Source organism: Streptomyces sp. NPDC005492 (genome assembly GCF_040605995.1).
GTDB lineage: Bacteria > Actinomycetota > Actinomycetes > Streptomycetales > Streptomycetaceae > Streptomyces.
Genome location: NZ_JBEXDX010000054.1, coordinates 14311 through 35819 on the forward strand (window position 1 = coordinate 14311; position 21509 = coordinate 35819).

Genomic DNA, 21509 nt, shown 5'->3' on the forward strand with positions numbered 1-21509 from the left:
CGCCGGTCGGCTATCTGCGGCTGAGATAGACCCCCAGCGCGCGCTGGAGCACCTTCCCCTGGACCCCCACGGGCCGCTCCCACTCGCCGAAGTACTCCACGGCCCGGCCGCCCGCGCCGGTCTTGAAGAGGAGCCGGCCGACGAGCCGGTCCTCGGGGACGAGGGACGGGGTGATCGACCGCAGGTCGTACGTGTCGGCGCCCGACTCCAGTGCCTCGCACAGCATCCGCCACAACAGCAGGCTGCTGGGCCGCAGTTCACGCCCCCGGCGGCCGGAGGCGGGGTAGGAGTGCCAGACGCGGGGGCCGACGCCGATCATGATCGCGGAGGACAGCACCTCGTCGTCGTACTCGGCGAGATAGATCCGCATCCGGTCGGACTCCTCGGCGTTCAACGCCTGCCACATCCGCCGGAAGTAGTCCAGGGGCCGGGCCTTGAACCCGTCCCGCTCGGCCGTCGCCCGGTACAGGCGGTGGAACGCGGGCAGATCCTCGGCGGACCCCCAGAAGACCCCGACACCGCCGCCCTCGGCGGTCTGCAGGGCCTGCAGCCAGTGCGGAGCGAGACTCCGCCGCAGCTCGTCCACCGACCGCCCCGTCAGGGGGATGTGACACCCGTAGCGCGGCTGCCCGAGCCCGAACCCGCTCCCCTCGTTCTCCTTGCACCGCCGCCACCCCAGCCGCCTCAGCCGCTCGGCGGCATCCAGCGCGTACCCGTCGATCCCGTCCGTCGGCAGATCCCGCAGATGCCGTACGGAGGGGTCGGCGACGCCCGCCGCCACGGTGGCCGCGTCCCAGTGCCGGACGACGAGCGGCGGCCCGATCCGGACCGAGAACGCGCCCTCCTTCTCCAGGTGCGCGATCAGCGGGTCCAGGTACCGCTCCGGGCGCTGGCTGTGCCAGTCGATCGCGGGCCCGTCGGGAAGGTAGGCGAGACAGCGCCCGGTCCCGGGAAACGCGCGGTACAGCACCAGCGCGACGGCGACCAGGGCGTCGCCCTCGAACCAGCCGACGCTCTCCGCGCTCCAGTCGGGCTTCACGTCGGCCCACTCGGGGATCTGCAGATGGCTCGCGTCGGGGTGCGTCCGGAGATGCGCGAGATGTTCCTCGCGGGTGATCCCCTTCACATACGGGCTGGTCATGGGCGCGGCGCTCCTGTTCGGCGGCGGCCACCGTAAGCCGGATGTCACGGCCCCGGTCAAGACCTCAAGTCTGTGAACCGCGCGAACACTTGCCGCGTCGCGCTCACAGGTTTCTCGCAGGCGGCTCACCGGGTTCCCCGAGACAAGCTCCCTATCGTCATGCACACGCACTGACTGGAGGTGGGGAAAATGAACAGCAGTCACACCAACACCACGGAGAAGTCGGCCGGTTGGACCAGGTCCGCCCGCGGCCCCTGGGCGGTCGTCTGCGCGGTCGCGACCGTGATCCTCGGCCCGGCCGCCGTCACGGCCTCCGCGCTCGACCAGGCCAACGCCGCCCCGATGCACCACGCGATCCGCGCCGACCAGACCCAGGCCTACATCCCGACGGACACGACCCGGCGCCGCACGGCGGCCTAGCGTGCCGCGGCCAGCTCCCGGATGCCGGGCGAGGCGGAGGACGAGGACATGCCGGCGGTCGGCCGGCGTGGTCACGGAGAACGGGCTGCCCTTGCCGAGACCGGGTGCCCTGAACTCCACGCGGGAGCCGAACGCTCCGGCGACCGTGCCGCAGCCGGGAAGCGGTGTCGCTTCGTAGGACAGCCTGCTGGGGGGAATGGCCGTTGCGGCCGGAACCACATCAACACGCGCCTGTGACACATGAGTTGGCACGCCCTGGCGGTAGGCCGCGCTCAGCTCCTGCCCAAGCCCAGGTACTGCTCGCCCGCCGGATCGATGTCCACGCCCAGGCCGTTCAGGAGACCGGCCAGCATCGTGTAGTAGCCGACCGTCGTGATCAGCTCGACCACCTGACGATCCGTCAAGTGCTCGCGGAGCGTGGCCAACGTGGCGTCGGCGAGGGTGTGTTGGGCCAGCAGCTCCTCCGCCGCGGTCAACGCCGACCACTCGACCACATCGAACTCGCCCTCCTCGGCGCGCAGTTCGACGACGGCGTCCAACTGATCGGCCGTCACCCCCGCGTGCAGCGCGATCGGCCGGTGCTGCACGAGCCCGTACGCGCAGTCCGTGCGCGCCGCCACCGCCATCACCACCAGCTCGCGCAACCGCACCGGCAACGACGACCCGAGCACGGCCATCCCGAGGTCGATCGCCGGACCCGGCATTTCCGGGGCGTGGGAGAGCATGCGGAACGCGTTCAGCGGGGTGGGGAGCTTGTCCACGGCGTCGGCGGAACGCTCCGGGTACGGTATTCGAGCCACGGTGACCTCCGTACCCTCCTCACTCCTGCCGGAACCTCTCCCGCAGCTTCGGGAAGCGCTCCGCCAGCACCGCCTCGTTCTCCAGGTCGAGCGGTGCCCCGAGCGGCTCGGCGGGCGCCGGCGGAATCCCCAGGTCGGGGGCGACGGTACCGGTGAGCTGTTCGTACGCCTCGTCGGCCGCGTACCCCAGCTCCTCCCCGTCGCCGTCGATCTCCTCGTCGAAGTCGTCGATGAGGTCGGCCAGCGAGTCGGGGTCGTGCACCGCGCCCTCGTACACCTCGCGGCCCTGACCGATCAGCCAGCACCGGAAGAAGTCGAAGGCGTCGTCGCTCGCCCCGTCCAGCAGCACCCAGGCGGCACCCCACAGGTCCCAGGTGTAGGCGCGGTTGTAACGGGCCTCGAAATGACGGGCGAAGTCCAGCACCAGCTCCGGATCCAGCAGGAGAAGCCGGTCCACGAGCAGGTCGGCCTGCTCCTCGGGGTCGCCCTCGGCGGCCTCGCGGGTGGCGTCCACCAGCTCCCAGAACTCCGTCTCGTCCATCACGGGTCAAGCATCGGTCCTGGAGGGGTGGTGCGCACGTGGAGTGCAGCGGATTGTCACCTGGCCCGGGGCAGATCGTTATGGGCGGTACAGCGCGGCCAGCTTCCGCGCGTCGCTCACGAACCGCGCCCGCAGACTCTCCGGAGCCAGCACCTCCACCTCCGGCCCCAGTCCCGCGAGCTGTGCGTGGGCCACCTTCTCGGACTCCACCGGCAGGGTCACCGTCACCCACCCGTCCCCGTCCTCCGGCGCCCCCGCGACCTCCAGCGCCGCCCTGGCCGCGGCCGGATCGACGGCGTACGGCAGTCTTCGCGCCCCGTCGGGCGACACCCGCACCACCACCTCGGCCCGCAGGATCGACCGCGCGAACTGCTCCGCCCGCTCCTCCCAGAACGCCGGCAGATCGAAGTCCTCGTCCCGTACGAAGCGTTCGTCGTCCAGGGAATCCACCGCCGTGAAGCGGTCGATCCGGTACACCCGGAAGGAACCGCTCTGGGCCACCCGCGCGCACAGATACCAGACACCCGCCTTGAGCACGAGCCCGTACGGCTCCAGCTCCCGCTCGACATCGGCGTCCCCGCGCCGGTAGCGCGCGAGGACCCTGCGGTCGTCCCACACCGCGTCCGCCACGGCGGGCAGCAGCGGGGGCGTCCCGGGTTCGGTGAACCAGTTCGGGGCGTCGAGATGGAAGCGCTGGGCCGCAGCCCGCGAGGAGTCCTGGAGAGAGGGGAGCAGTGCGGCAGACACCTTGAGCCGGGCCGCGGAGGCGGCGTCCTCCAGCCCCATGTCCCGCAGGGCCCCCGGCAGGCCGGACAGGAACAGCGCCTCGGCCTCACTGCGTGCCAGCCCGGTCAGCCGCGTCCGGTATCCGCCGACCAGCCGGTAGCCGCCGGCCCGCCCGCGCTCCGCGTACACCGGCACGCCCGCCTCGGACAGTGCCTGCGCGTCCCGTGTCACCGTCCGCTCCGACACCTCCAGCTCCCGCGCGAGCTCGGCGGCGGTCATGGCGGGCCGGGACTGGAGGAGGAGCACCATCTTGATGAGGCGGGCTGCGCGCATGGGACCCATGATGGGCGCACGAACGGCCGCGGGCGTGCGGGGACCGGCCGACCGGCTCCCACACGCCCGCGCTCTACCTGCAACCCTTACAACCCGTACCGCTCCCGCGCTTCCTTCACCGCGGTCGCCTTGACCTCACCGCGCCGAGCCAACTGGGCCAGCGCCGCCACGACGATCGACTCCGCGTCGACGCCGAAGTAACGACGGGCCGCGTCACGCGTGTCCGACAGACCGAAGCCGTCCGCGCCCAGCGACGAGTAGTCCTGCTCGACCCACTGCGCGATCTGGTCGGGAACCTGGCGCATGTAGTCGGAGACCGCGAGCACTGGTCCCTCCGCGCCGTGCAGCGCCTGCCGGACGTACGGCACCCGCTCCTCGCCGCGCAGCAGCGCCGCGTCCGCGTCCAGCGCGTCCCGCCGCAGCTCCGTCCACGAGGTGGCCGACCAGACGTCCGCCGCCACACCCCACTCCTCGGCGAGCAGCCGCTGCGCCTTCAGCGCCCAGTGGATCGCCGTACCGGAACCGAGGAGCTGGATGCGCGCCGCGTTGGCTTCGGGCGAAAGTCCCGCCGATTCCGCCGTGTTGAAGCGGTACAGGCCCTTGACGATGCCCTCGTCGACACCGAGTCCGGCCGGCTTGGCGGGCTGCGGGATCGGCTCGTTGTAGACGGTCAGGTAGTAGAAGACGTTCGGGTCCTCGCCCGGGGCCGCCTCGCCGTACATCCGGCGGATGCCGTCCTTGACGATCGCCGCGACCTCGTACGCGAAGGCCGGGTCGTACGACAGGGCCGCCGGGTTCGTCGCCGCGATCACCGGCGAGTGGCCGTCCGCGTGCTGGAGGCCCTCGCCCGTCAGCGTCGTACGGCCGGCCGTGGCACCGACCAGGAAGCCGCGGCCGAGCTGGTCGCCGAGCTGCCACATCTGGTCGGCCGTGCGCTGCCAGCCGAACATCGAGTAGAAGATGTAGAACGGGATCATCGCCTCGCCGTGCGTCGCGTACGACGTGGAAGCGGCGATGAAGTCGGCCATCGAACCGGCCTCGGTGATCCCCTCGTTGAGGATCTGGCCGTTCTGGGCCTCCTTGTAGTACATCAACTGGTCGCGGTCGACCGGCTCGTACGTCTGGCCCTTGGGGGAGTAGATCCCGAGGGAGGGGAACAGGCTCTCCATGCCGAAGGTGCGCGCCTCGTCGGGGACGATCGGCACCCAGCGCTTGCCGGTCTCCTTGTCGCGGACCAGGTCCTTGACCAGGCGGACGAAGGCCATGGTGGTGGCCACGTTCTGGCTGCCCGAGCCCTTGTCGAAGGACGCGAACGTCTTCTCGGCGGGGGCCGGCAGCGCGGGCAGCGTGTGCGTACGGCGGGCCGGGGCCGGGCCGCCGAGGGCCGCGCGGCGCTCCTGGAGGTAGCGGACCTCGGGGGAGTCGGCGCCCGGGTGGCCGTAGGGCACCACCCCGTCGACGAAGTCGCTGTCCTTGATGGGGAGTTCGAGCAGATCACGCATCTGCTTGAACTCGTCCGTCGACAGCTTCTTCATCTGATGGTTGGCGTTCTTCGAGGCGAAGCCCTCGCCGAGCGTGTGGCCCTTGACCGTCTGCGCCAGGATGACCGTCGGGCCGCCCTTGTGGTCCAGGGCCGCCTTGTAGGCCGCGTACACCTTGCGGGCCTCGTGGCCGCCGCGCGAGAGGTGGAAGCACTCGAGGATCTTGTCGTCGCTCAGCAGCTTCGCCAGCTCGACGAGCGCCGGGTCCTTGCCGAAGAAGTCCTCGCGGATGTAGGCGGCGCCGCGCGTCTGGTACGTCTGCACCTGGGCGTCCGGTACCTCGCGCAGCCGTCGTACCAGCGCGCCCGTGGTGTCGAGCTGGAACAGCTCGTCCCAGGCGTTGCCCCACAGCGACTTGACGACGTTCCAGCCCGCGCCCCGGAACTGGGCCTCCAGCTCCTGCACGATCTTGAAGTTCGCGCGGACCGGGCCGTCGAGACGCTGGAGGTTGCAGTTGATGACGAAGGTCAGGTTGTCCAGACCCTCGCGGCTCGCCAGCGCGAGGGCCGCCGTCGACTCGGGCTCGTCCATCTCGCCGTCGCCGAGGAACGCCCAGACGTGCGACTCCGAGACGTCCTTGATGCCGCGCGCGGTCAGATAGCGGTTGAAGCGGGCCTGGTAGATCGCCGACAGCGGGCCGAGGCCCATGGAGACGGTCGGGAACTCCCAGAGCCAGGGCAGCCGGCGCGGGTGCGGGTACGACGGGAGGCCGTTGCCGCCCGCCTCCTGGCGGAAGTTGTCGAGGTGCGCCTCGGTGAGGCGGCCGTCGAGGAAGGCGCGGGCGTAGATGCCGGGCGAGGCGTGGCCCTGGATGTAGAGCTGGTCGCCGGAGCCGGGCGCTTCCTGGGATTCCTTGCCCTTGAAGAAGTGGTTGAAGCCGGTCTCGTACAGCCAGGCCGCCGAGGCGAAGGTGGCGATGTGGCCGCCGACGCCGTGTTTCGCGCCCCGGGTCACCATCGCCGCCGCGTTCCAGCGGTTCCACGCGGTGATCCGGCGCTCCATCTCCTCGTCACCGGGCGCGGACGGCTCGGCGGCGGTCGGGATGGTGTTGACGTAGTCCGTCTCCAGCAGCTTGGGCAGCGCGATGCCGTTGCCCTCCGCGCGCTCCAGTGTGCGGCGCATCAGGTACGCGGCACGGTGCGGGCCGGCAGCCTTCGTGACGGCGTCCAGGGAGGCCTGCCATTCGGCGGTCTCCTCGGGGTCGCGGTCCGGGAGCTGGTCGAGCTCGCTCGGCTGGATGGCGTAGGGGTCGGTCATGTCGCCGCCTTCCTCAGTCGAAGGGGGGTTCCCTCGTCGGCAAGGGGTTTTCGGGGGTGCCCTTGGTCTTTGGCAGGACAGGGCGGCGGGCTCTGTGGTGGGAGCCCGTCGGTGACTGTAACTCCCTGATCGATGATCGATCAAAGGTTCCCGGGCAAAATATCTTGATTACGAGAAAGTCGGCACGGGGTGCCTCCGGCGGCGGCACCGGGTGTCGTGGTCGACCGGGGTTTTCGCAGGTCGGAGGGGGCTTTTGAGCGGGGGAGCGCTCCTGTGTCCGAGGGTCCTCGGGCCGGGTCGGGCCGGGGCGCGGCGAGGTGCAGCGGGCTCGGCGGCGCCGGGGACCGCCGTCCTGGGGACCGCCGTCCCGGCTGAGCGCCCTCGCGGCGGAGACAGGCTCTCAAGGACGCGGCGCGCACCCGAGAACGTGTGCCTTCACCAGCTCCGCGATCCGCGGGTCCCGGCGCCGGAACGCGGCCACCAGCTCCTCGTGCTCCTCCGCGTACGACTGCTGCACCGTGCCCAGCCAGCGGATCGACAGCGCCGTGAACACCTCGATGCCGAGGCCCTCCCAGGTGTGCAGCAGCACGGAGTTGCCGGCCGCGCGGACCAGCTCGCGGTGGAAACCGACCGTGTGCCGCACCTGGCCCGTGCCGTCCGCGGCGCGGTCCGCCTCGTACAGGGCGGCGACATGCGGCTCGAGCGCCGAGCAGTCCTCGGCCAGCTTCTCAGCCGCCAGCTCCGCCGCGATGGCCTCGAGACCGGCTCGCACCGGGTAGCTCTCCTCCAGGTCGGCGGCGGTCAGATTCCGTACGCGTACGCCCTTGTTCGGCGCCGACTCGATCAGCCGCAGCGACTCCAGCTCACGCAGCGCCTCCCGCACCGGTGTCTGCGAGACCTCCAGCTCGGTCGCGATCCGCCGCTCCACGATCCGCTCGCCCGGCTTCCAGCGCCCGCTGACGATCCCCTCCACGATGTGCTCGCGGATCTGTTCGCGCAGCGAGTGGACGACGGGCGCGGTCATGAGAGCTCCTTAAGGGCGTTTGACGTTTAGACAATAAGGCCGCACACCCGCTCGGGAGGGGCGCACGGGGGCGCTTTCATGCAGGTGAGACGAGACTTACACGGCGCCTGGGCGGGCGCCGGAGCGGCGGGAGCCGGAGGCCGGGAAGCGGCAGGGGCAGCGGGGGCGGGTTGCCGGGGCCGGGGCGGCGGGCGCCGGGGCAGCCGCCGGAGCGGCGCCCGGGGCGTCGGCTTCGGCGGGGCTGGCGTCGGTCTCGGCGGGTTTGGCGTCGGTCTTGGCTCGTCTGGTGCCGGCCTCGGTGAACCTGGTCCCGGTCCTGGCGGGCGTGGCTGTCGGCCTCGGTGAACCTGGTCCCGGTCCTGGCGGGCGTGGCTGTCGGCCTCGGTGAACCTGGTGCCGGTCTCGGCGGGCGTGGCTCTCGGCCCCGGCGGTCTCGTCCTCGCCGGCCAGGGTCTCCAGCAGTACACCCGCGACGGGGGTGGCCGTCGCGGGCCATGCCGCCTGCGTCTTCGTGGAGTCGGACGGTGCCCGGGAGCCGGGCCGGGTCGGCCGGGCGTCCGCGTCACCGGCGCGAACGCGGCGTCGGGGCCTGGCACATGACGGGATCGTACGAATCCGGACGGTGCCCGGGAGCGGGCCGGGTCGGCCGGGGCGTCCGCGTCACCGGCGCGAAACGGCGTCGGCGCCTGGCACATGACGGGATCGTACGAGCAGGGAAACGCACGGTGCCCCGCCCTAAAGGTTCCGGGCGGGGCACCGACGTGGCTGGTTACAGGCCGAGTTCGACCTCGAACTCGCCGGCCTCCAGGATCGCCTTGACGGCCGTCAGGTAGCGGGCCGCGTCGGCGCCGTCCACCAGGCGGTGGTCGTAGGAGAGGGTCAGGTACGTCATGTCGCGGACGCCGATGACCGTGCCCTCCTCCGTCTCGATGACGGCCGGGCGCTTGACCGTGGCGCCGATGCCGAGGATCGCGACCTGGTTCGGCGGCACGATGATCGTGTCGAAGAGCGCGCCGCGCGAACCGGTGTTGGAGATGGTGAAGGTCGCGCCGGACAGCTCGTCCGGGGTGATCTTGTTCGCCCGGACCTTGCCCGCGAGCTCGGCGGTGGCCTTGGCGATACCGGCGATGTTCAGGTCGCCCGCGTGCTTGATGACCGGGGTCATCAGGCCCTTCTCGGAGTCCACCGCGATACCGACGTTCTCGGTGTCGAAGTAGGTGATCGTGCCCTCTTCGACGTTGATCCGGGCGTTGATGGCCGGGTGGGCCTTCAGCGCCTGGGCCGCCGCCTTCACGAAGAACGGCATCGGGGAGAGCTTGACGCCCTCGCGCGCCGCGAAGGAGTCCTTCGCCTGGCCGCGCAGCCGCATCAGCCGTGTGACGTCGACCTCGACGACCGAGGAGAGCTGCGCCTGCTCGTGCAGCGCCTTGACCATGTTGTCGCCGATGACCTTGCGGATGCGGGGCATCTTCACGGTCTGGCCGCGGAGGGGAGAGGCCTCCAGGGTCGGCGCCTTCTTGGCGGCCGCGGGGGCGGCGGCAGCGGCCGGGGCCGGAGCCGCGGCGGTCTTCGCGGCCTCGGCGGCGGCGAGGACGTCCTGCTTGCGGATACGGCCGCCGACGCCGGTGCCCTTGACGGTGCCCAGGTCGACGCCGTTCTCGGCGGCGAGCTTGCGCACCAGCGGGGTCACATAGGCGCCCTCGTCCGTGGCCTGCGCGGCGGGCGCCGGAGCCGACGGGGCGACCGGAGCCGGAGCGGCCACCGGCGCGGGCGCCGGGGCGGCGGGGGCGGCCGGAGCCGGAGCGGCGACCGGGGCCGGGGCCGGTGCCGGGGTGGGCGCCGGAGCGGCCGGAGCCGGAGCCGGCGGAGCCGCAGGGGCAGCGGCGGCGGGCGCCGGAGCCGGAGCGGCGGGGGCCGGGGCAGCCGCCGGAGCGGCACCCGGGGCGCCGACGACGGCGAGCTTGGCGCCGACCTCGGCGGTCTCGTCCTCGCCGACCAGGATCTCCAGCAGCACACCGGCGACGGGCGAGGGGATCTCGGTGTCGACCTTGTCGGTGGAGACCTCCAGGAGGGGCTCGTCCTCGGAGACCTCCTCGCCGACCTGCTTCAGCCAGCGGGTGACGGTGCCCTCGGTGACGGACTCGCCGAGTGCGGGCAGGACCACGTCCGTGCCCTCGGCGGAGCCGGCGCCCGCGGTGGCCTCGGCGGTGGGCGCCGGGGCCGGGGCGGCCTGCTCGGTGGAGGGTGCGGCCGCCTGCGGGGCAGGCTCCGGAGCGGGCTCCTCGGCCGGGGCCGGGGCGGCGGCGGGGGCGCCGCTGCCGTCGTCGATCACGGCCAGCTCGGCGCCGACCTCGACGGTCTCGTCCTCGGCCACCTTGATGGAGGCCAGCACACCGGCGACGGGCGAGGGGATCTCGGTGTCGACCTTGTCGGTCGACACCTCCAGCAGCGGCTCGTCGGCCTCGACGTGCTCGCCCTCGGCCTTCAGCCAGCGGGTGACAGTGCCCTCGGTGACGCTTTCACCGAGCGCCGGAAGGGTTACGGAAACCGCCATGGTTTCGGTTGCTCCTTACGAATTGCGGAAGTCTGTGTCGTCGTCCGACCGAGGGGGTCAGTCGTGGGAGTGGAGAGGCTTGCCGGCCAGCGCCAGGTGGGCCTCGCCGAGCGCTTCGCTCTGCGTCGGGTGGGCGTGGATGAGCTGGGCGACCTCGGCGGGCAGCGCTTCCCAGTTGTAGATCAACTGGGCTTCGCCGACCTGCTCGCCCATGCGGTCGCCGACCATGTGGACGCCGACCACGGCACCGTCCTTCACCTGGACGAGCTTGATCTCGCCCGAGGTGTTCAGGATCTTGCTCTTGCCGTTGCCCGCGAGGTTGTACTTCAGAGCGACGACCTTGTCCGCGCCGTAGATCTCCTTGGCCTTGGCCTCGGTGATACCCACGGAGGCGACCTCGGGGTGGCAGTACGTCACCCGGGGGACACCGTCGTAGTCGATCGGAACGGCCTTCAGGCCGGCCAGACGCTCCGCCACCAGGATGCCCTCGGCGAAGCCGACGTGCGCGAGCTGGAGCGTCGGGACCAGGTCACCGACGGCGGAGATGGTCGGCACGTTCGTCCGCATGTACTCGTCGACCAGGACGTAACCGCGGTCCATGGCGACGCCCTGCTCCTCGTAGCCGAGACCGGCGGAGACGGGCCCGCGGCCGACGGCGACGAGCAGCACCTCGGCCTCGAACTCCTTGCCGTCGGCGAGGGTGACCTTGACACCGCTCTGGGTGTACTCGGCCTTCGAGAAGAAGGTGCCCAGGTTGAACTTGATGCCGCGCTTGCGGAAGGCGCGCTCAAGAAGCTTGGAGGAGTTCTCGTCCTCGAGGGGGGCGAGGTGCTTCAGGCCCTCGATGATCGTCACGTCGGCGCCGAAGGACTTCCACGCGGAGGCGAACTCCACGCCGATGACACCGCCGCCCAGGATGATCGCGGACTGCGGCACGCGGTCCAGGACGAGGGCGTGGTCCGAGGAGATGATCCTGTTGCCGTCGATCTCCAGGCCCGGCAGCGACTTCGGCACGGAGCCGGTCGCCAGCAGGACGTGGCGGCCCTGGATGCGCTGGCCGTTCACATCGACGGAGGTGGGGGAGGAGAGCCTGCCCTCACCCTCGATGTAGTGCACCTTGCGGGATGCGATCAGACCCTGCAGACCCTTGTACAGGCCCGAGATGACGCCGTCCTTGTACTTGTGGACGGCCGGTACGTCGATGCCCTCGAAGGTGGCCTTGACACCGAACTGCTCGCTCTCGCGGGCCTGGTCGGCGATCTCGCCCGCGTGGAGCAGGGCCTTGGTGGGAATGCAACCTCGGTGCAGGCAGGTGCCGCCGACCTTGTCCTTCTCGATCAGGGCGACGTCCAGACCCAGCTGGGCCCCGCGCAGGGCCGCGGCGTAACCGCCACTACCACCGCCGAGGATCACTAGGTCGAAAACGGTGCTGGCGTCGTTCGCCACGTCACGTCCTCCATGCATGTGCGCCACGCCGGTCAGCGGTGACCGGTCGGCGGCTGGTGTCCGGCCGCTCTTTCTTCGGCCCTGTGGTGGGGGCCCTGTCCTGCCGAGAACCCATCTTCGCACTTGTCGGGGGCGTACGAGACGCCGGGCCTGTGTGTGAGACGTCCCACTCCCCGGTCAAGGGAGGACAAAACGGCCCCGGGCTTGGTCCGCCCGGGGCCGCCACGACGAAGGAGTGAGCGCTAGGACCTGTTGCGAAAGTCCCGCCTGCCCCGCGACGCCCGGCACGCACTCTCGCCGCACCGGGCCCACATCCAAGTACGTCCAGTACGAGGATCTGAGCCCGGCACTCCCCCAGCCTTCGGCCGGGGGGACCCCCAGAGCACGCACCGGACGCCGCGGGGCCCGCCCTCCGGGCGGACGACGGGACCTTCACAACAGGCCCTAGCCGAGGTCGCCGGCCGCCGTCAGCTCGGCGAGACGCACCAGCGTCCGCACCGCGGAACCCGTACCGCCCTTGGGGGTGTAGCCGAACGGGCCGGACTCGTTGAAGGCCGGTCCGGCGATGTCGAGGTGGGCCCAGGTGATGCCCTCGCCGACGAACTCGCGCAGGAACAGACCGGCGACCAGGCCGCCGCCCATCCGCTCGCCCATGTTCGCGAGGTCCGCGGTGGGGGAGTCCATGCCCTTGCGCAGGTGCTCCGGCAGCGGCATCGGCCAGGACGGCTCGCCGACCTCCTCGGCGGCGTCGACGATCGCCGCGCGGAACGCGTCGTCGTTGGCCATCACACCGAAGGTGCGGGAGCCGAGCGCCAGCACCATCGCGCCGGTCAGGGTCGCCACGTCCACGATCGCGTCGGGCTTCTCCGCGGAGGCCGCCCACAGCGCGTCCGCGAGGACCAGCCGGCCCTCGGCGTCCGTGTTGAGGACCTCGACGGTCTTGCCGCTGTACATGCGCAGCACGTCACCGGGACGGGTCGCGGAGCCGGACGGCATGTTCTCGGCGAGCGCCAGCCAGCCGGTCACATTGACCTCGAGGCCCAGACGGGCGGCGGCGACGACGGCGGCGAACACGGCGGCGGCACCGCTCATGTCGCACTTCATCGTCTCGTTGTGCCCGGCCGGCTTGAGCGAGATGCCGCCCGAGTCGTAGGTGATGCCCTTGCCGACGAACGCGAGGTGCTTGGCCGCCTTGGCGTGCGTGTACGACAGCTTCACCAGGCGCGGGCCGGCCGCGGAACCGGCGCCGACGCCGAGGATGCCGCCGTAGCCGCCCTTCTCCAGGGCCTTCTCGTCGAGCACCTCCACCTTGATGCCATGCTCCTTGGCCGCGGTCTGCGCGACGGCGGCGAAGGCCTCCGGGTCGAGGTCGTTCGGCGGGGTGTTGACGAGGTCGCGGGCGCGGTTGAGCTCCTCGGTGACCGCGAGGGCGCGCTCCACGGCTGCCTTGTGGTCCTTGTCGCGGGGCTTGCCGCCGAGCAGGGCGGCCTCGCCGAGCGGGCCCTTGCCGTTGCCCTTCGCGTCCTTCTTGGCGGCGGGCGCGATGCCCTTGTACGCGTCGAAGGAGTACGCGCCGAGCAGCGCGCCCTCGGCGATCGCGCCGAGGTCGGCGGCGTCCGCGACGGGGAGGGCGAAGGCGGCCTTCTTGTTGCCGGCCAAGGCGCGGGCGGCGACGCCGGCGGCGCGGCGCAGCGCCTCGGCGTCGTAGGCCTGGTCGTCCTCGGGCTCGGTGCCGAGACCCACCGCGAGCACGAGCGGTGCCTTGAAGCCGGCCGGTGCGGGCAGCTTCGTGATCTCGCCCTCGGCACCGGAGGCGCCCAGGGTCTCCAGGATGCCGGCGAGCCTGCCGTCGTACGCCTTGTCCACGGCGTCGGCGCCCGGTGCGAGCACCGGGCCCTTGCCGCCCTTGCCGACACCGATCACGATCGCGTCGGCCCGCAGGCCGGGCGCCGCGGCGGTGCTGAGAGTGAGAGCAGTCACAGTGGTGAATTCTCGCTTCCGATGTGAAGTTGCTGTGGTCGATCGGGGTGGGTCGACCGGGCCCGACAGCCGACCCTATTTCCGACCTGCGGCGGCGGTGGACACAGGGGGCGGGTGAAGGCCCTGGACGGAGCCTACGCGCGTGTGCGCGGTAGGGCGTTCGCGCGGGGGGTTCACCCGCCGGAAGCGGAGTGGCCACTTCTCGATCCTCACCCTGGATGTCCTGCGTCACACTCGTGAGGTTCATGTGGGCGACACGCTCATCCGTTTGCATGACTTCCACGAATCCTCCCCGAACCGACCACTGGGAGGACGGTTTGGGGGGAGGGACGACATGGCACAGAGAGCGCACGGATTAAGAACCGCGGCCGCTGTTCTCGCGGCCGCCGGACTGCTGGTGCTGGGCCTGGAGGCGCCCGGGGCATCGGCCGCGGGCGAGCCCCGCATCGATCTCGAGGTACTGGTCGTGGACAACGGCGACAGTCCCGTCGAGGCCGTCGCCGCCCAGTTGAAGAGCGAGGGCATCCCGTACACGACTGTGAACCTGAACGACTCGGGCCGCGCCACGATCGACGCGGCCTTCCTGAGTGACACGGTCGACGGTACGCCCCGGGCCAAGTACCAGGGTGTGGTCCTGCCCAACGAGGCGCCGTTCGGGGCGGGTTCGGCGGAACAGAGTGCGCTGGACGACTACGAGACGACGTACGGCATCCCGCAGGTCGACGCCTACACCTGGGCGCACCCGGAGGTCGGTCTCGACTACGCGGCCTACAGCGGGACCCTCGACGGGCACGAGGCAGATGTCACCGCCGACGGCAAGGCGGGGTATTTCGGCTATCTTGACGGGCCGCTCACATTCGAGGACAACTCCGCCTCCGTGCAGGAGAGTTACGGCTTCGTGGCCACGCCGAGGACCGGTTTCACCAGCTACGTCGACACCGCCGTACCGGGCGGCACCGGGCGCGGCAGCCTGGTCGGCGAGTACGCGCACGACGGGCGCCGTGAACTGGTGCTGACCTTCGCGTACAACCAATACCAGCAGCAGTTCCGGGTGTTGGCGCGCGGCATCGTCGAATGGCTGACACAGGGCGTGCACCTGGGTCAGGCGCGCAACTATTTCTCTGTGCATGTCGACGACGTCTTCGCGCCCGACGACCGCTGGGACACCACCCTCAACTGCACGCCCGGCGACTACGACTGCACGGGTGGCGGCACCGCGACCACACCGATCCGGATGACCGCGGCCGACGCGCAGTACGCGGCCCAGTGGGAGCAGGACCACGGCTTCACCTTCGACCTGGCCTTCAACGCGGGCCTGGGCGAGGACTGGAAGAGCGAGAACGGCGGCACCGACGCCCTCACCGACCAACTCCTCGCGGACAAGGCCGACTTCCGCTGGATCAACCACACGTACACACACGAGTTCCTCGGCTGCGTCCAGGATCTGACGACGGTGCCCTGGAGCTGCGCGAAGAACGCGGACGGCACGACCCAGTACATGAGCCAGGCCGAGATCTCCGCGGAGATCGGGAACAACTACGACTGGGCGCTCGCCAACGGACTTCCGGTCGAGCGGGACGAGTTGGTCACCGGTGAGCACTCGGGTCTCAAGACGCTGCCCCAACAGCCCGACGACAACCCGAACCTGGCCGGCGCCCTCGCCGACAACGGCATCAAGTGGACCGGCTCCGACCACTCCCGCGAGAGCGACCAGCGGGCCGTGGGCGACGCCCTCACCGTGCCCCGCTACCCGATGAACGTGTACTACAACACGGGCACCAAGGCCGAGATGGCCGACGAGTACAACTGGATCTACACCTCCAAGGCCGACGGCGGCAGCGGTGTCTGCGAGAACAATCCGGACTCCACCTGCCTGTCCGCGCCCCTGGACACCGCCACCGGCTACGACGGCTACATCGTCCCGCAGGAGGTGGCCACCGACCTCGGCCACGCCATCTCCAACGATCCGCTTCCGCACTACGCGCATCAATCCAACCTGGCCGAGGATCGCGTGCTCTACCCGGTCCTCGACGGGGTACTCGCCGACTACCAGGCCTTGTTCGCCGACAACACCCCGCTGGAGAACCTGCGGGAGAGCGCGATCGGCACCGAACTGCAGAACCGCTCCGCCTGGCAGAGCGCCCTCGCGGACGGCACCGTCGAGGCGTATCGCGTCGGCACCGCCGTCACCGTCAACGCCCCCACAGGGATCCAGATCCCGTTGACCGCACCCGAAGGGACCACCCAGCAACTACCGCTCGGCACCACCGCGTTCGGGACGCCGTACGCGGGAGAGCGCTCCGCCTGGACCACGCCGGCGCTTACGCAGACCGCTCTCACGCTGAACCTGCCCGCCTGACCCCACGACAGCGCAGCGCAGCCAGCCATCTCGCGCACCCCGGCCGCCACCGACCGGCCGGGGTGCGCCGGAGCCGTCCTTAAGTTCCGCAGGGGGGAACTCGCATGATGCGTACCGGCCGCCATGTCACCATGCTCACCGAAGGCACCTATCCGCATGTCCACGGCGGGGTCAGCACCTGGTGCGACCAGCTCGTCAAGGGCATGCCCGAGGTGGACTTCCACGTCCTGTCGCTCACCGGCAGCGGTCGCGAACCCGTGACCTGGGAGCTGCCGCCCAATGTCTACCGGCACACCTCGGTGCCGACCTGGGGCCCGCGGCCCGGCCGCAAACGCGGACCCTACGGCGCCGCCCGCCGCCGCTTCGTCGACTCCTACGAGCGGTTCCTGCTCTCCTTCCTCGACCCCGAGGCGCCCTACGACTTCGGCGAGAGCCTGTACGAGCTGGCCCGACTCGCCCGCGACGGACGCCTGTCGGCGGCCCTGCGCACCGAGACCGCGCTGCGCTCGCTGATGTGGATCTGGACCATGCCGCATCTGTCAACAGCCGCCGCCCGCCCGACAGTTCACGACGCGCTGACGGCAACGGACCTGCTGGAGCACGCACTTCGCCCGCTCGGCGTCCGTATCCCCGAGGACTGTGTCGCGCACGCCGTCAGCAGCGGCCTGGCGACCCTGCCCGCGCTCGCCGCCCACCATCTCGACGGCGTGCCCTTCCTCCTCACCGAGCACGGCATCTACCTGCGCGAGCGCTACCTCGGCTACCGCCGGGACGGGCAACGCTGGCCGGTGAAGGCGTTCATGCTCGGCTTCTACCGCGAACTCAATTCGCACGGCTACCGGGCCGCCGACCTGATCACCCCGTGCAACCAGTACAACCGCCGCTGGGAGGAGCGCGGCGGCGCCGACGGCGACAGGATCCGCACCGTCTACAACGGCGTCGATCCGGCCGCCTTCCCGCACGCGGGCCCCGAGCCCGAGATCCCCACGCTCTCGTGGTGCGGCCGCGTCGACCCCATCAAGGATCTTGAAACACTTCTACGCGCGTATGCGGCCGTCCGGGCGGAGATACCCGAGACCAGGCTGCGCCTGTTCGGCCCGGTGCCGCCCGGCGGCGAGGCCTACCGCACCCGGCTGGAGAAGCTCGCCGCCGAACTCGGCGTCACCGACGGGGTGACCTTCGAGGGCCGCATCAGCGAGGTGTGGCGGGCCTACGCGGCCGGTCATGTCGTCATGCTGTCGTCGATCTCCGAGGGCTTCCCGTTCTCCATCATCGAGGCCATGTCCTGCGGCCGTACGACCGTCTCGACCGATGTCGGGGGAGTGAGCGAGGCCGTCGGCGACACCGGACTCGTGGTGCCGCCGCGCGAGCCGGAGAAGATGGCCGCCGCCGTCCTCACCCTTCTCCGGGACGATGAACGCCGCCTGAAATTAGGCGAGTTGTCCCGGCAGAGGGTGATCGAGCGGTTCACGTTGCGTCGCTCGGTGGACAATTTCCGGACGATTTACCAGGAGCTCGCGGGCCGCCCCGAGGTGTACGAGCCCACGGTCGAGACCGTCGCCGACTGGACCGCCGAACTGCGCGATCCGTGGTACAAGGCGGTCGCGACGGACGGAACCGACTGGTGACCGGTTCCATCTGGCTGCCACCCGGCGCGAGCCACGACACCCTGCCCGGCGTCCCCAAGCAACGGCCTTCGCCGAGCTGGGCGGAGCCCGACCCGATCGACGAACTCGCCGAGCGCCTCGACGAGTTCGTCGCCGCGGCCGTGCACCCCGACGAGATCGCCGCGCTCCTGGAATCCGACGGCATGTCGGACGTCCAGATACGCGAGCGGTACGGCGTCAAGAACTCCTTCGCCCTCGCCGAGGAGTTGTACGAACGCGTCGGCCGCCGCTTCCCCGAACCGGACGGACCCGTCCACGATCCGTGGCAGGTCGGCCTGCTCGGCTGCCTGTTGCGGGGCGTGGTCTTCGCCCTGCCCGGCTTCGGCTACGTCCTCGGGTCACCGCTCCTCGCCGGCCGCCCCGAGAACCTCGGCCTCCCGGCCGGCACCCTCCCGCTGCTGGCCGGCGCCCTGGTGGGCTGGACCTGGAACCAGGGGCTCGCCCACCGGGCGTACTCCTGGCTCGGGTTGGGCGACCGGAGCGCCGCCCGCCGCAGCCTCCTGACCGGGGCGCCGCTCGGCATGCTGGCCGGTGCCCTGGTCGCGCTCGCCGTCGAGGGCACCGCGCACCCGGTCGGGGTGGCCTTCGCCGCCGGACAGTCCGTCTACCTCGGCGCGGCCACCGTCCTGCTGGTCATGGGCCGCGAACGGGCCCTGCTGGCCAGCCTGTTGCCGATGACGGCGGGCGCGGTCCTCGCCATGGCCCACCCGGTGCCGGACCCCGCCAGGCTGGTCCTGCTGCTGGGCTCCCTGACCGCGGTGCTCGTCCTCGCCCTGGTCGAAGTCGCCCCGTCCGTAAGGGACTTGGGGGACGGTAGCTGGGCCGCCGGGCTCAGGGCGCTGCTGCCCCTCGGCGGCACCCGGAACCGGCCGTCCACCGTCGCACCCCGACTCGCCGCCAGCCTCCCCTACGCCCTGTTCGGCCTGAGCAGCGGCGCCCTCGTGCTGTACGCGGCGCTCGGCGACATCCTGGCCGGGCGGACCCACAGCGCGGTCGCCGCACCCGCCGCCGTGGCCCTCACCCTCAGCATGGGCCCCGCGGAATGGCTCCTGTACCGCTTCCGCAGCGGCAGCCTGGCGGGCCTGCGCTCCAGCAGCACCCCGCAGGCCTTCTGGCGCACGACAGGACTCACCCTCCTCACCTGCCTGACCGCTTACCTGGCCGCCCTCTTCGCCCTCACCTGCCTCGCCACCACCCTGTGGCCCGACACCCCCGCCATCAGCGGAGTGAGCCTCGCCGGTCTGCTCCTGCTCGGCATGGTCCTGTGGACGGGCCTGCTCCTGCAGTCCTTCGGCGCGGTCCTCGGCGCGGCGGCGATCTGCTGCGCCGCGGCCGCGGCCCAGACCCTGGCCCTGCTGGCTCATGCGTCCGGCGGCCCGCACTGGATCGCCCTGTTCGTCAACGGCACCGCCGCGCTGGTCCAAGCGGCCCTGGTCTGCGGCCTGTTGGGCAGGGCGACGGCGCACCGATGAGCCGACTGCTGGTCCCGTACTACGAGCACCCGACCCACCGCCCCGCCGAATGGGCCGCGATCGTGGCGGCGGCCCCCCGCCTCTACGGCGTGATCCTCAACCCGGCCAGCGGCCCCGGCGAAGCCCCTGACCCCGCCTTCGCCGAGACCGCCGCTCAACTGCGCGACGCTGGGGGTGCCCCCTCTGGGGGAGTGCGATTGCTCGGCTACACGGACACCGACTACGGCCGCCGCCCGTACGCCGATGTCGTCCAGGACCTCACCCGCCACCGCGACTGGTACGGCACGGACGGCGCCTTCCTCGACCAAGTCACCGCGGGACACGACCAGTTCAGGCACTACCAGCGCCTCGCGAAGGCGGCCTGGGGCCTCGGCTGCGGCACGCTCGTCCTCAACCACGGCACGACACCGCACCCGTCGTACGCCCGCATCGCCGACGTCCTGATCACCTTCGAGGGCCCCTGGACGACGTACCGCGAGCTGCCCCCGCGACCCTGGCACGGCACCCCCGGAGTCCGGCTCGGCCACCTCGTGCACGGCGTCCCGCCCGGCGCCGACGTCGAGGCGGTGGCCCGGGCGCGAGGGGCCTCGGTGCACTGCGCGGTACCGGGCGTGGGAGATCATCCCTGGGGTACCTTGCCCCACACCCTGGAGCCCGTTCCGTGAGACGCCCTGCCCCGCTCGTCGCCCTGCTCCTCCTGCTGGTCGCGGGCTGCACCTCCCCTCACGACGACCGGCCGGACACCGGGAAACGCTGGCAGCCGCGTCCGGGCGTGGCCTGGCAGTGGCAGCTCAGCGGGCGGCTGGACACCTCCGTCGATGTGCCGGTCTACGACATCGACGGCTTCGACCAGTCCAGGGCGACCGTGACCGCGCTGCACCACAAGGGTCGCAAGGTCATCTGCTACCTCTCCACCGGCGCATGGGAGGACTTCCGCCCCGACGCCAAGAAGTTCCCCACGTCGGTGCTGGGCAAGGGCAACGGCTGGAAGGGCGAACGCTGGCTCGACATCCGGCGCACCGACGTCCTCGAACCCCTGATGGCGGCCCGCCTCGACATGTGCCGCGACAAGGGCTTCGACGCGGTCGAGCCCGACAACATGGACGGCTACCGCAACACCACCGGCTTCCCCCTCAAGGCCGCCGACCAACTCCGCTACAACCGCCTCATCGCCAGGCTGGCCCACGCCCGGGGCATGGCGGTCGGCCTGAAGAACGACCTCGACCAAATCCCGGCCCTGGTCGGCGACTTCGACTTCGCGGTCAACGAACAGTGCGCCCAGTACGGCGAATGCGACGCCCTGAAGCCCTTCATCACGGCGGACAAGGCGGTCTTCCACGTCGAGTACGAACTCCCGACGAGCCGCTTCTGCGCCGACTCCCGCCGCCTGAAGCTGAGTTCACTGCTGAAGAAGTACGAGCTGGGGGCCTGGCGCAAGGCCTGTTGAGCGGATCAGGTCAGGGACAGGACGACGAGGGCCGTGGTCGCCGCCGTCTCCGCGAGTCCTCCGAACACGTCCCCGGTGACCCCGCCGAACCGACGCCTGCAGTGCCGCAGAACAATCTCGGCGACGACCAGCGCCACGACGACGGCGACGACCGCGTGGACCCTGCCGCGCACCCCGAAGATCGGGCCGAGCGCGGCCGACACGATCGTGTAGGACAGGGTCATGGCCACCGCCCCTCCCACCGGCACCACCCCCGCGACCGCTGCCCCCAGCCCCTCCGGCCGGGCCGCCGGCACCCCGGCGCGGGCGGCCCAGAGCAGTGCGAGCCGCGCCGCGACCCCCGAGACGACCGCGGCGGCGGCACCCCGGGCCCACGAGTCGCCGTAGAGCTGGGCGAGGACCGCCACCTGGGCGAGGAGCACGAACACGAGGGTGAGGACACCGAACGGGCCGATGTCCGACTGCTTCATGATGCGCAGCGCGTCCTCCGCGGGCTTGCCGCTGCCGAGTCCGTCGGCGGTGTCCGCGAGCCCGTCCAGGTGCAGGCCGCGGGTGAGGACCGCGGGGACGGCGACGGTGGCGACGGCGGCGAGCAGCGCACCCGCGCCCAGGAACAGGAGCAGCAGCCCGAGCCCCGCCGCACAGCCGCCGACGACCACACCGACGACCGGGGCCGCCAGCATTCCGGCGCGCGCGGCCTCCCGGTCCCAGCGGGTCACCGTGACCGGGAGGACGGTCAGGGTGCCGAAGGCGAAGCGGAGGCCGTCGAGGGGCGGGGTCTTGGACACCGGCGCAGGTTAC

The 21509-nt window shown here is 71.4% G+C and carries 16 protein-coding genes; 6 read left to right on the forward strand and 10 right to left on the reverse strand.

Annotation, left to right across the window (positions count from 1 at the left end):
- Positions 1-10 precede the first annotated feature (10 nt).
- Positions 11-1141 (reverse strand): peptidoglycan bridge formation glycyltransferase FemA/FemB family protein, encoded by a 1131-nt coding sequence (locus ABZT04_RS40120; RefSeq protein ID WP_356064017.1) that lies wholly within the window; start codon positions 1139-1141, stop codon positions 11-13.
- 189 nt (positions 1142-1330) lie between these two features.
- Here ABZT04_RS40120 and ABZT04_RS40125 point away from each other — a divergent pair, with 189 nt between their 5' ends.
- Positions 1331-1561, forward strand: coding sequence for a hypothetical protein (locus ABZT04_RS40125; protein WP_356064020.1), 231 nt, complete (start codon positions 1331-1333; stop codon positions 1559-1561).
- Between the two features lie 272 nt (positions 1562-1833).
- Here the strand turns inward: ABZT04_RS40125 and ABZT04_RS40130 are convergent, their stop codons facing one another.
- The 8 genes from ABZT04_RS40130 to ABZT04_RS40165 all read right to left on the reverse strand — a co-directional run bounded on the left by ABZT04_RS40130 (position 1834) and on the right by ABZT04_RS40165 (position 13763).
- Entirely contained in the window at positions 1834-2361 is a 528-nt protein-coding gene (locus ABZT04_RS40130) for a carboxymuconolactone decarboxylase family protein (RefSeq protein ID WP_356064023.1), read from the reverse strand.
- Positions 2362-2380: 19 nt separating this feature from the next.
- Complete coding sequence (locus ABZT04_RS40135) at positions 2381-2902, reverse strand: DUF4240 domain-containing protein (protein ID WP_356064101.1); 522 nt, start codon at positions 2900-2902, stop codon at positions 2381-2383.
- Between the two features lie 78 nt (positions 2903-2980).
- The gene (locus ABZT04_RS40140; protein ID WP_356064025.1) at positions 2981-3961 is read right to left on the reverse strand and encodes a YafY family protein; all 981 of its coding nucleotides are present in this window, start codon (positions 3959-3961) and stop codon (positions 2981-2983) included.
- An 86-nt stretch (positions 3962-4047) separates the two neighbouring features.
- Positions 4048-6759, reverse strand: coding sequence for a pyruvate dehydrogenase (acetyl-transferring), homodimeric type (gene aceE, locus ABZT04_RS40145; protein WP_356064028.1), 2712 nt, complete (start codon positions 6757-6759; stop codon positions 4048-4050).
- Positions 6760-7159: 400 nt separating this feature from the next.
- Complete coding sequence (locus ABZT04_RS40150) at positions 7160-7783, reverse strand: GntR family transcriptional regulator (protein ID WP_019075869.1); 624 nt, start codon at positions 7781-7783, stop codon at positions 7160-7162.
- Between the two features lie 769 nt (positions 7784-8552).
- Positions 8553-10337: a 2-oxoglutarate dehydrogenase, E2 component, dihydrolipoamide succinyltransferase gene (gene sucB / locus ABZT04_RS40155; RefSeq protein WP_356064031.1), complete on the reverse strand. Its 1785-nt coding sequence runs from the start codon at positions 10335-10337 to the stop codon at positions 8553-8555.
- A gap of 57 nt (positions 10338-10394) precedes the next feature.
- Positions 10395-11783 (reverse strand): dihydrolipoyl dehydrogenase, encoded by a 1389-nt coding sequence (gene lpdA, locus ABZT04_RS40160; RefSeq protein WP_356064034.1) that lies wholly within the window; start codon positions 11781-11783, stop codon positions 10395-10397.
- Positions 11784-12227: 444 nt separating this feature from the next.
- Entirely contained in the window at positions 12228-13763 is a 1536-nt protein-coding gene (locus ABZT04_RS40165; protein WP_356064036.1) for a leucyl aminopeptidase, read from the reverse strand.
- Between the two features lie 334 nt (positions 13764-14097).
- Here ABZT04_RS40165 and ABZT04_RS40170 point away from each other — a divergent pair, with 334 nt between their 5' ends.
- The 5 genes from ABZT04_RS40170 to ABZT04_RS40190 all read left to right on the forward strand — a co-directional run bounded on the left by ABZT04_RS40170 (position 14098) and on the right by ABZT04_RS40190 (position 20708).
- Positions 14098-16122 (forward strand): hypothetical protein, encoded by a 2025-nt coding sequence (locus tag ABZT04_RS40170; RefSeq protein WP_356064038.1) that lies wholly within the window; start codon positions 14098-14100, stop codon positions 16120-16122.
- A 104-nt stretch (positions 16123-16226) separates the two neighbouring features.
- Positions 16227-17750: a GT4 family glycosyltransferase PelF gene (gene pelF, locus ABZT04_RS40175; RefSeq protein WP_356064042.1), complete on the forward strand. Its 1524-nt coding sequence runs from the start codon at positions 16227-16229 to the stop codon at positions 17748-17750.
- The gene (locus ABZT04_RS40180; RefSeq protein WP_356064047.1) at positions 17747-19261 is read left to right on the forward strand and encodes a hypothetical protein; all 1515 of its coding nucleotides are present in this window, start codon (positions 17747-17749) and stop codon (positions 19259-19261) included. The genes pelF and ABZT04_RS40180 overlap by 4 nt, the downstream gene beginning before the upstream one ends.
- The gene (locus ABZT04_RS40185) at positions 19258-19926 is read left to right on the forward strand and encodes a spherulation-specific family 4 protein (RefSeq protein WP_356064050.1); all 669 of its coding nucleotides are present in this window, start codon (positions 19258-19260) and stop codon (positions 19924-19926) included. The genes ABZT04_RS40180 and ABZT04_RS40185 overlap by 4 nt, the downstream gene beginning before the upstream one ends.
- On the forward strand, positions 19923-20708 hold the full coding sequence (locus ABZT04_RS40190) for an endo alpha-1,4 polygalactosaminidase (protein ID WP_356064053.1): 786 nt from the start codon (positions 19923-19925) through the stop codon (positions 20706-20708). The genes ABZT04_RS40185 and ABZT04_RS40190 overlap by 4 nt, the downstream gene beginning before the upstream one ends.
- Before the next feature lie 5 nt (positions 20709-20713).
- Here the strand turns inward: ABZT04_RS40190 and ABZT04_RS40195 are convergent, their stop codons facing one another.
- The gene (locus ABZT04_RS40195; RefSeq protein ID WP_356064056.1) at positions 20714-21496 is read right to left on the reverse strand and encodes an adenosylcobinamide-GDP ribazoletransferase; all 783 of its coding nucleotides are present in this window, start codon (positions 21494-21496) and stop codon (positions 20714-20716) included.
- Positions 21497-21509 lie beyond the last annotated feature (13 nt).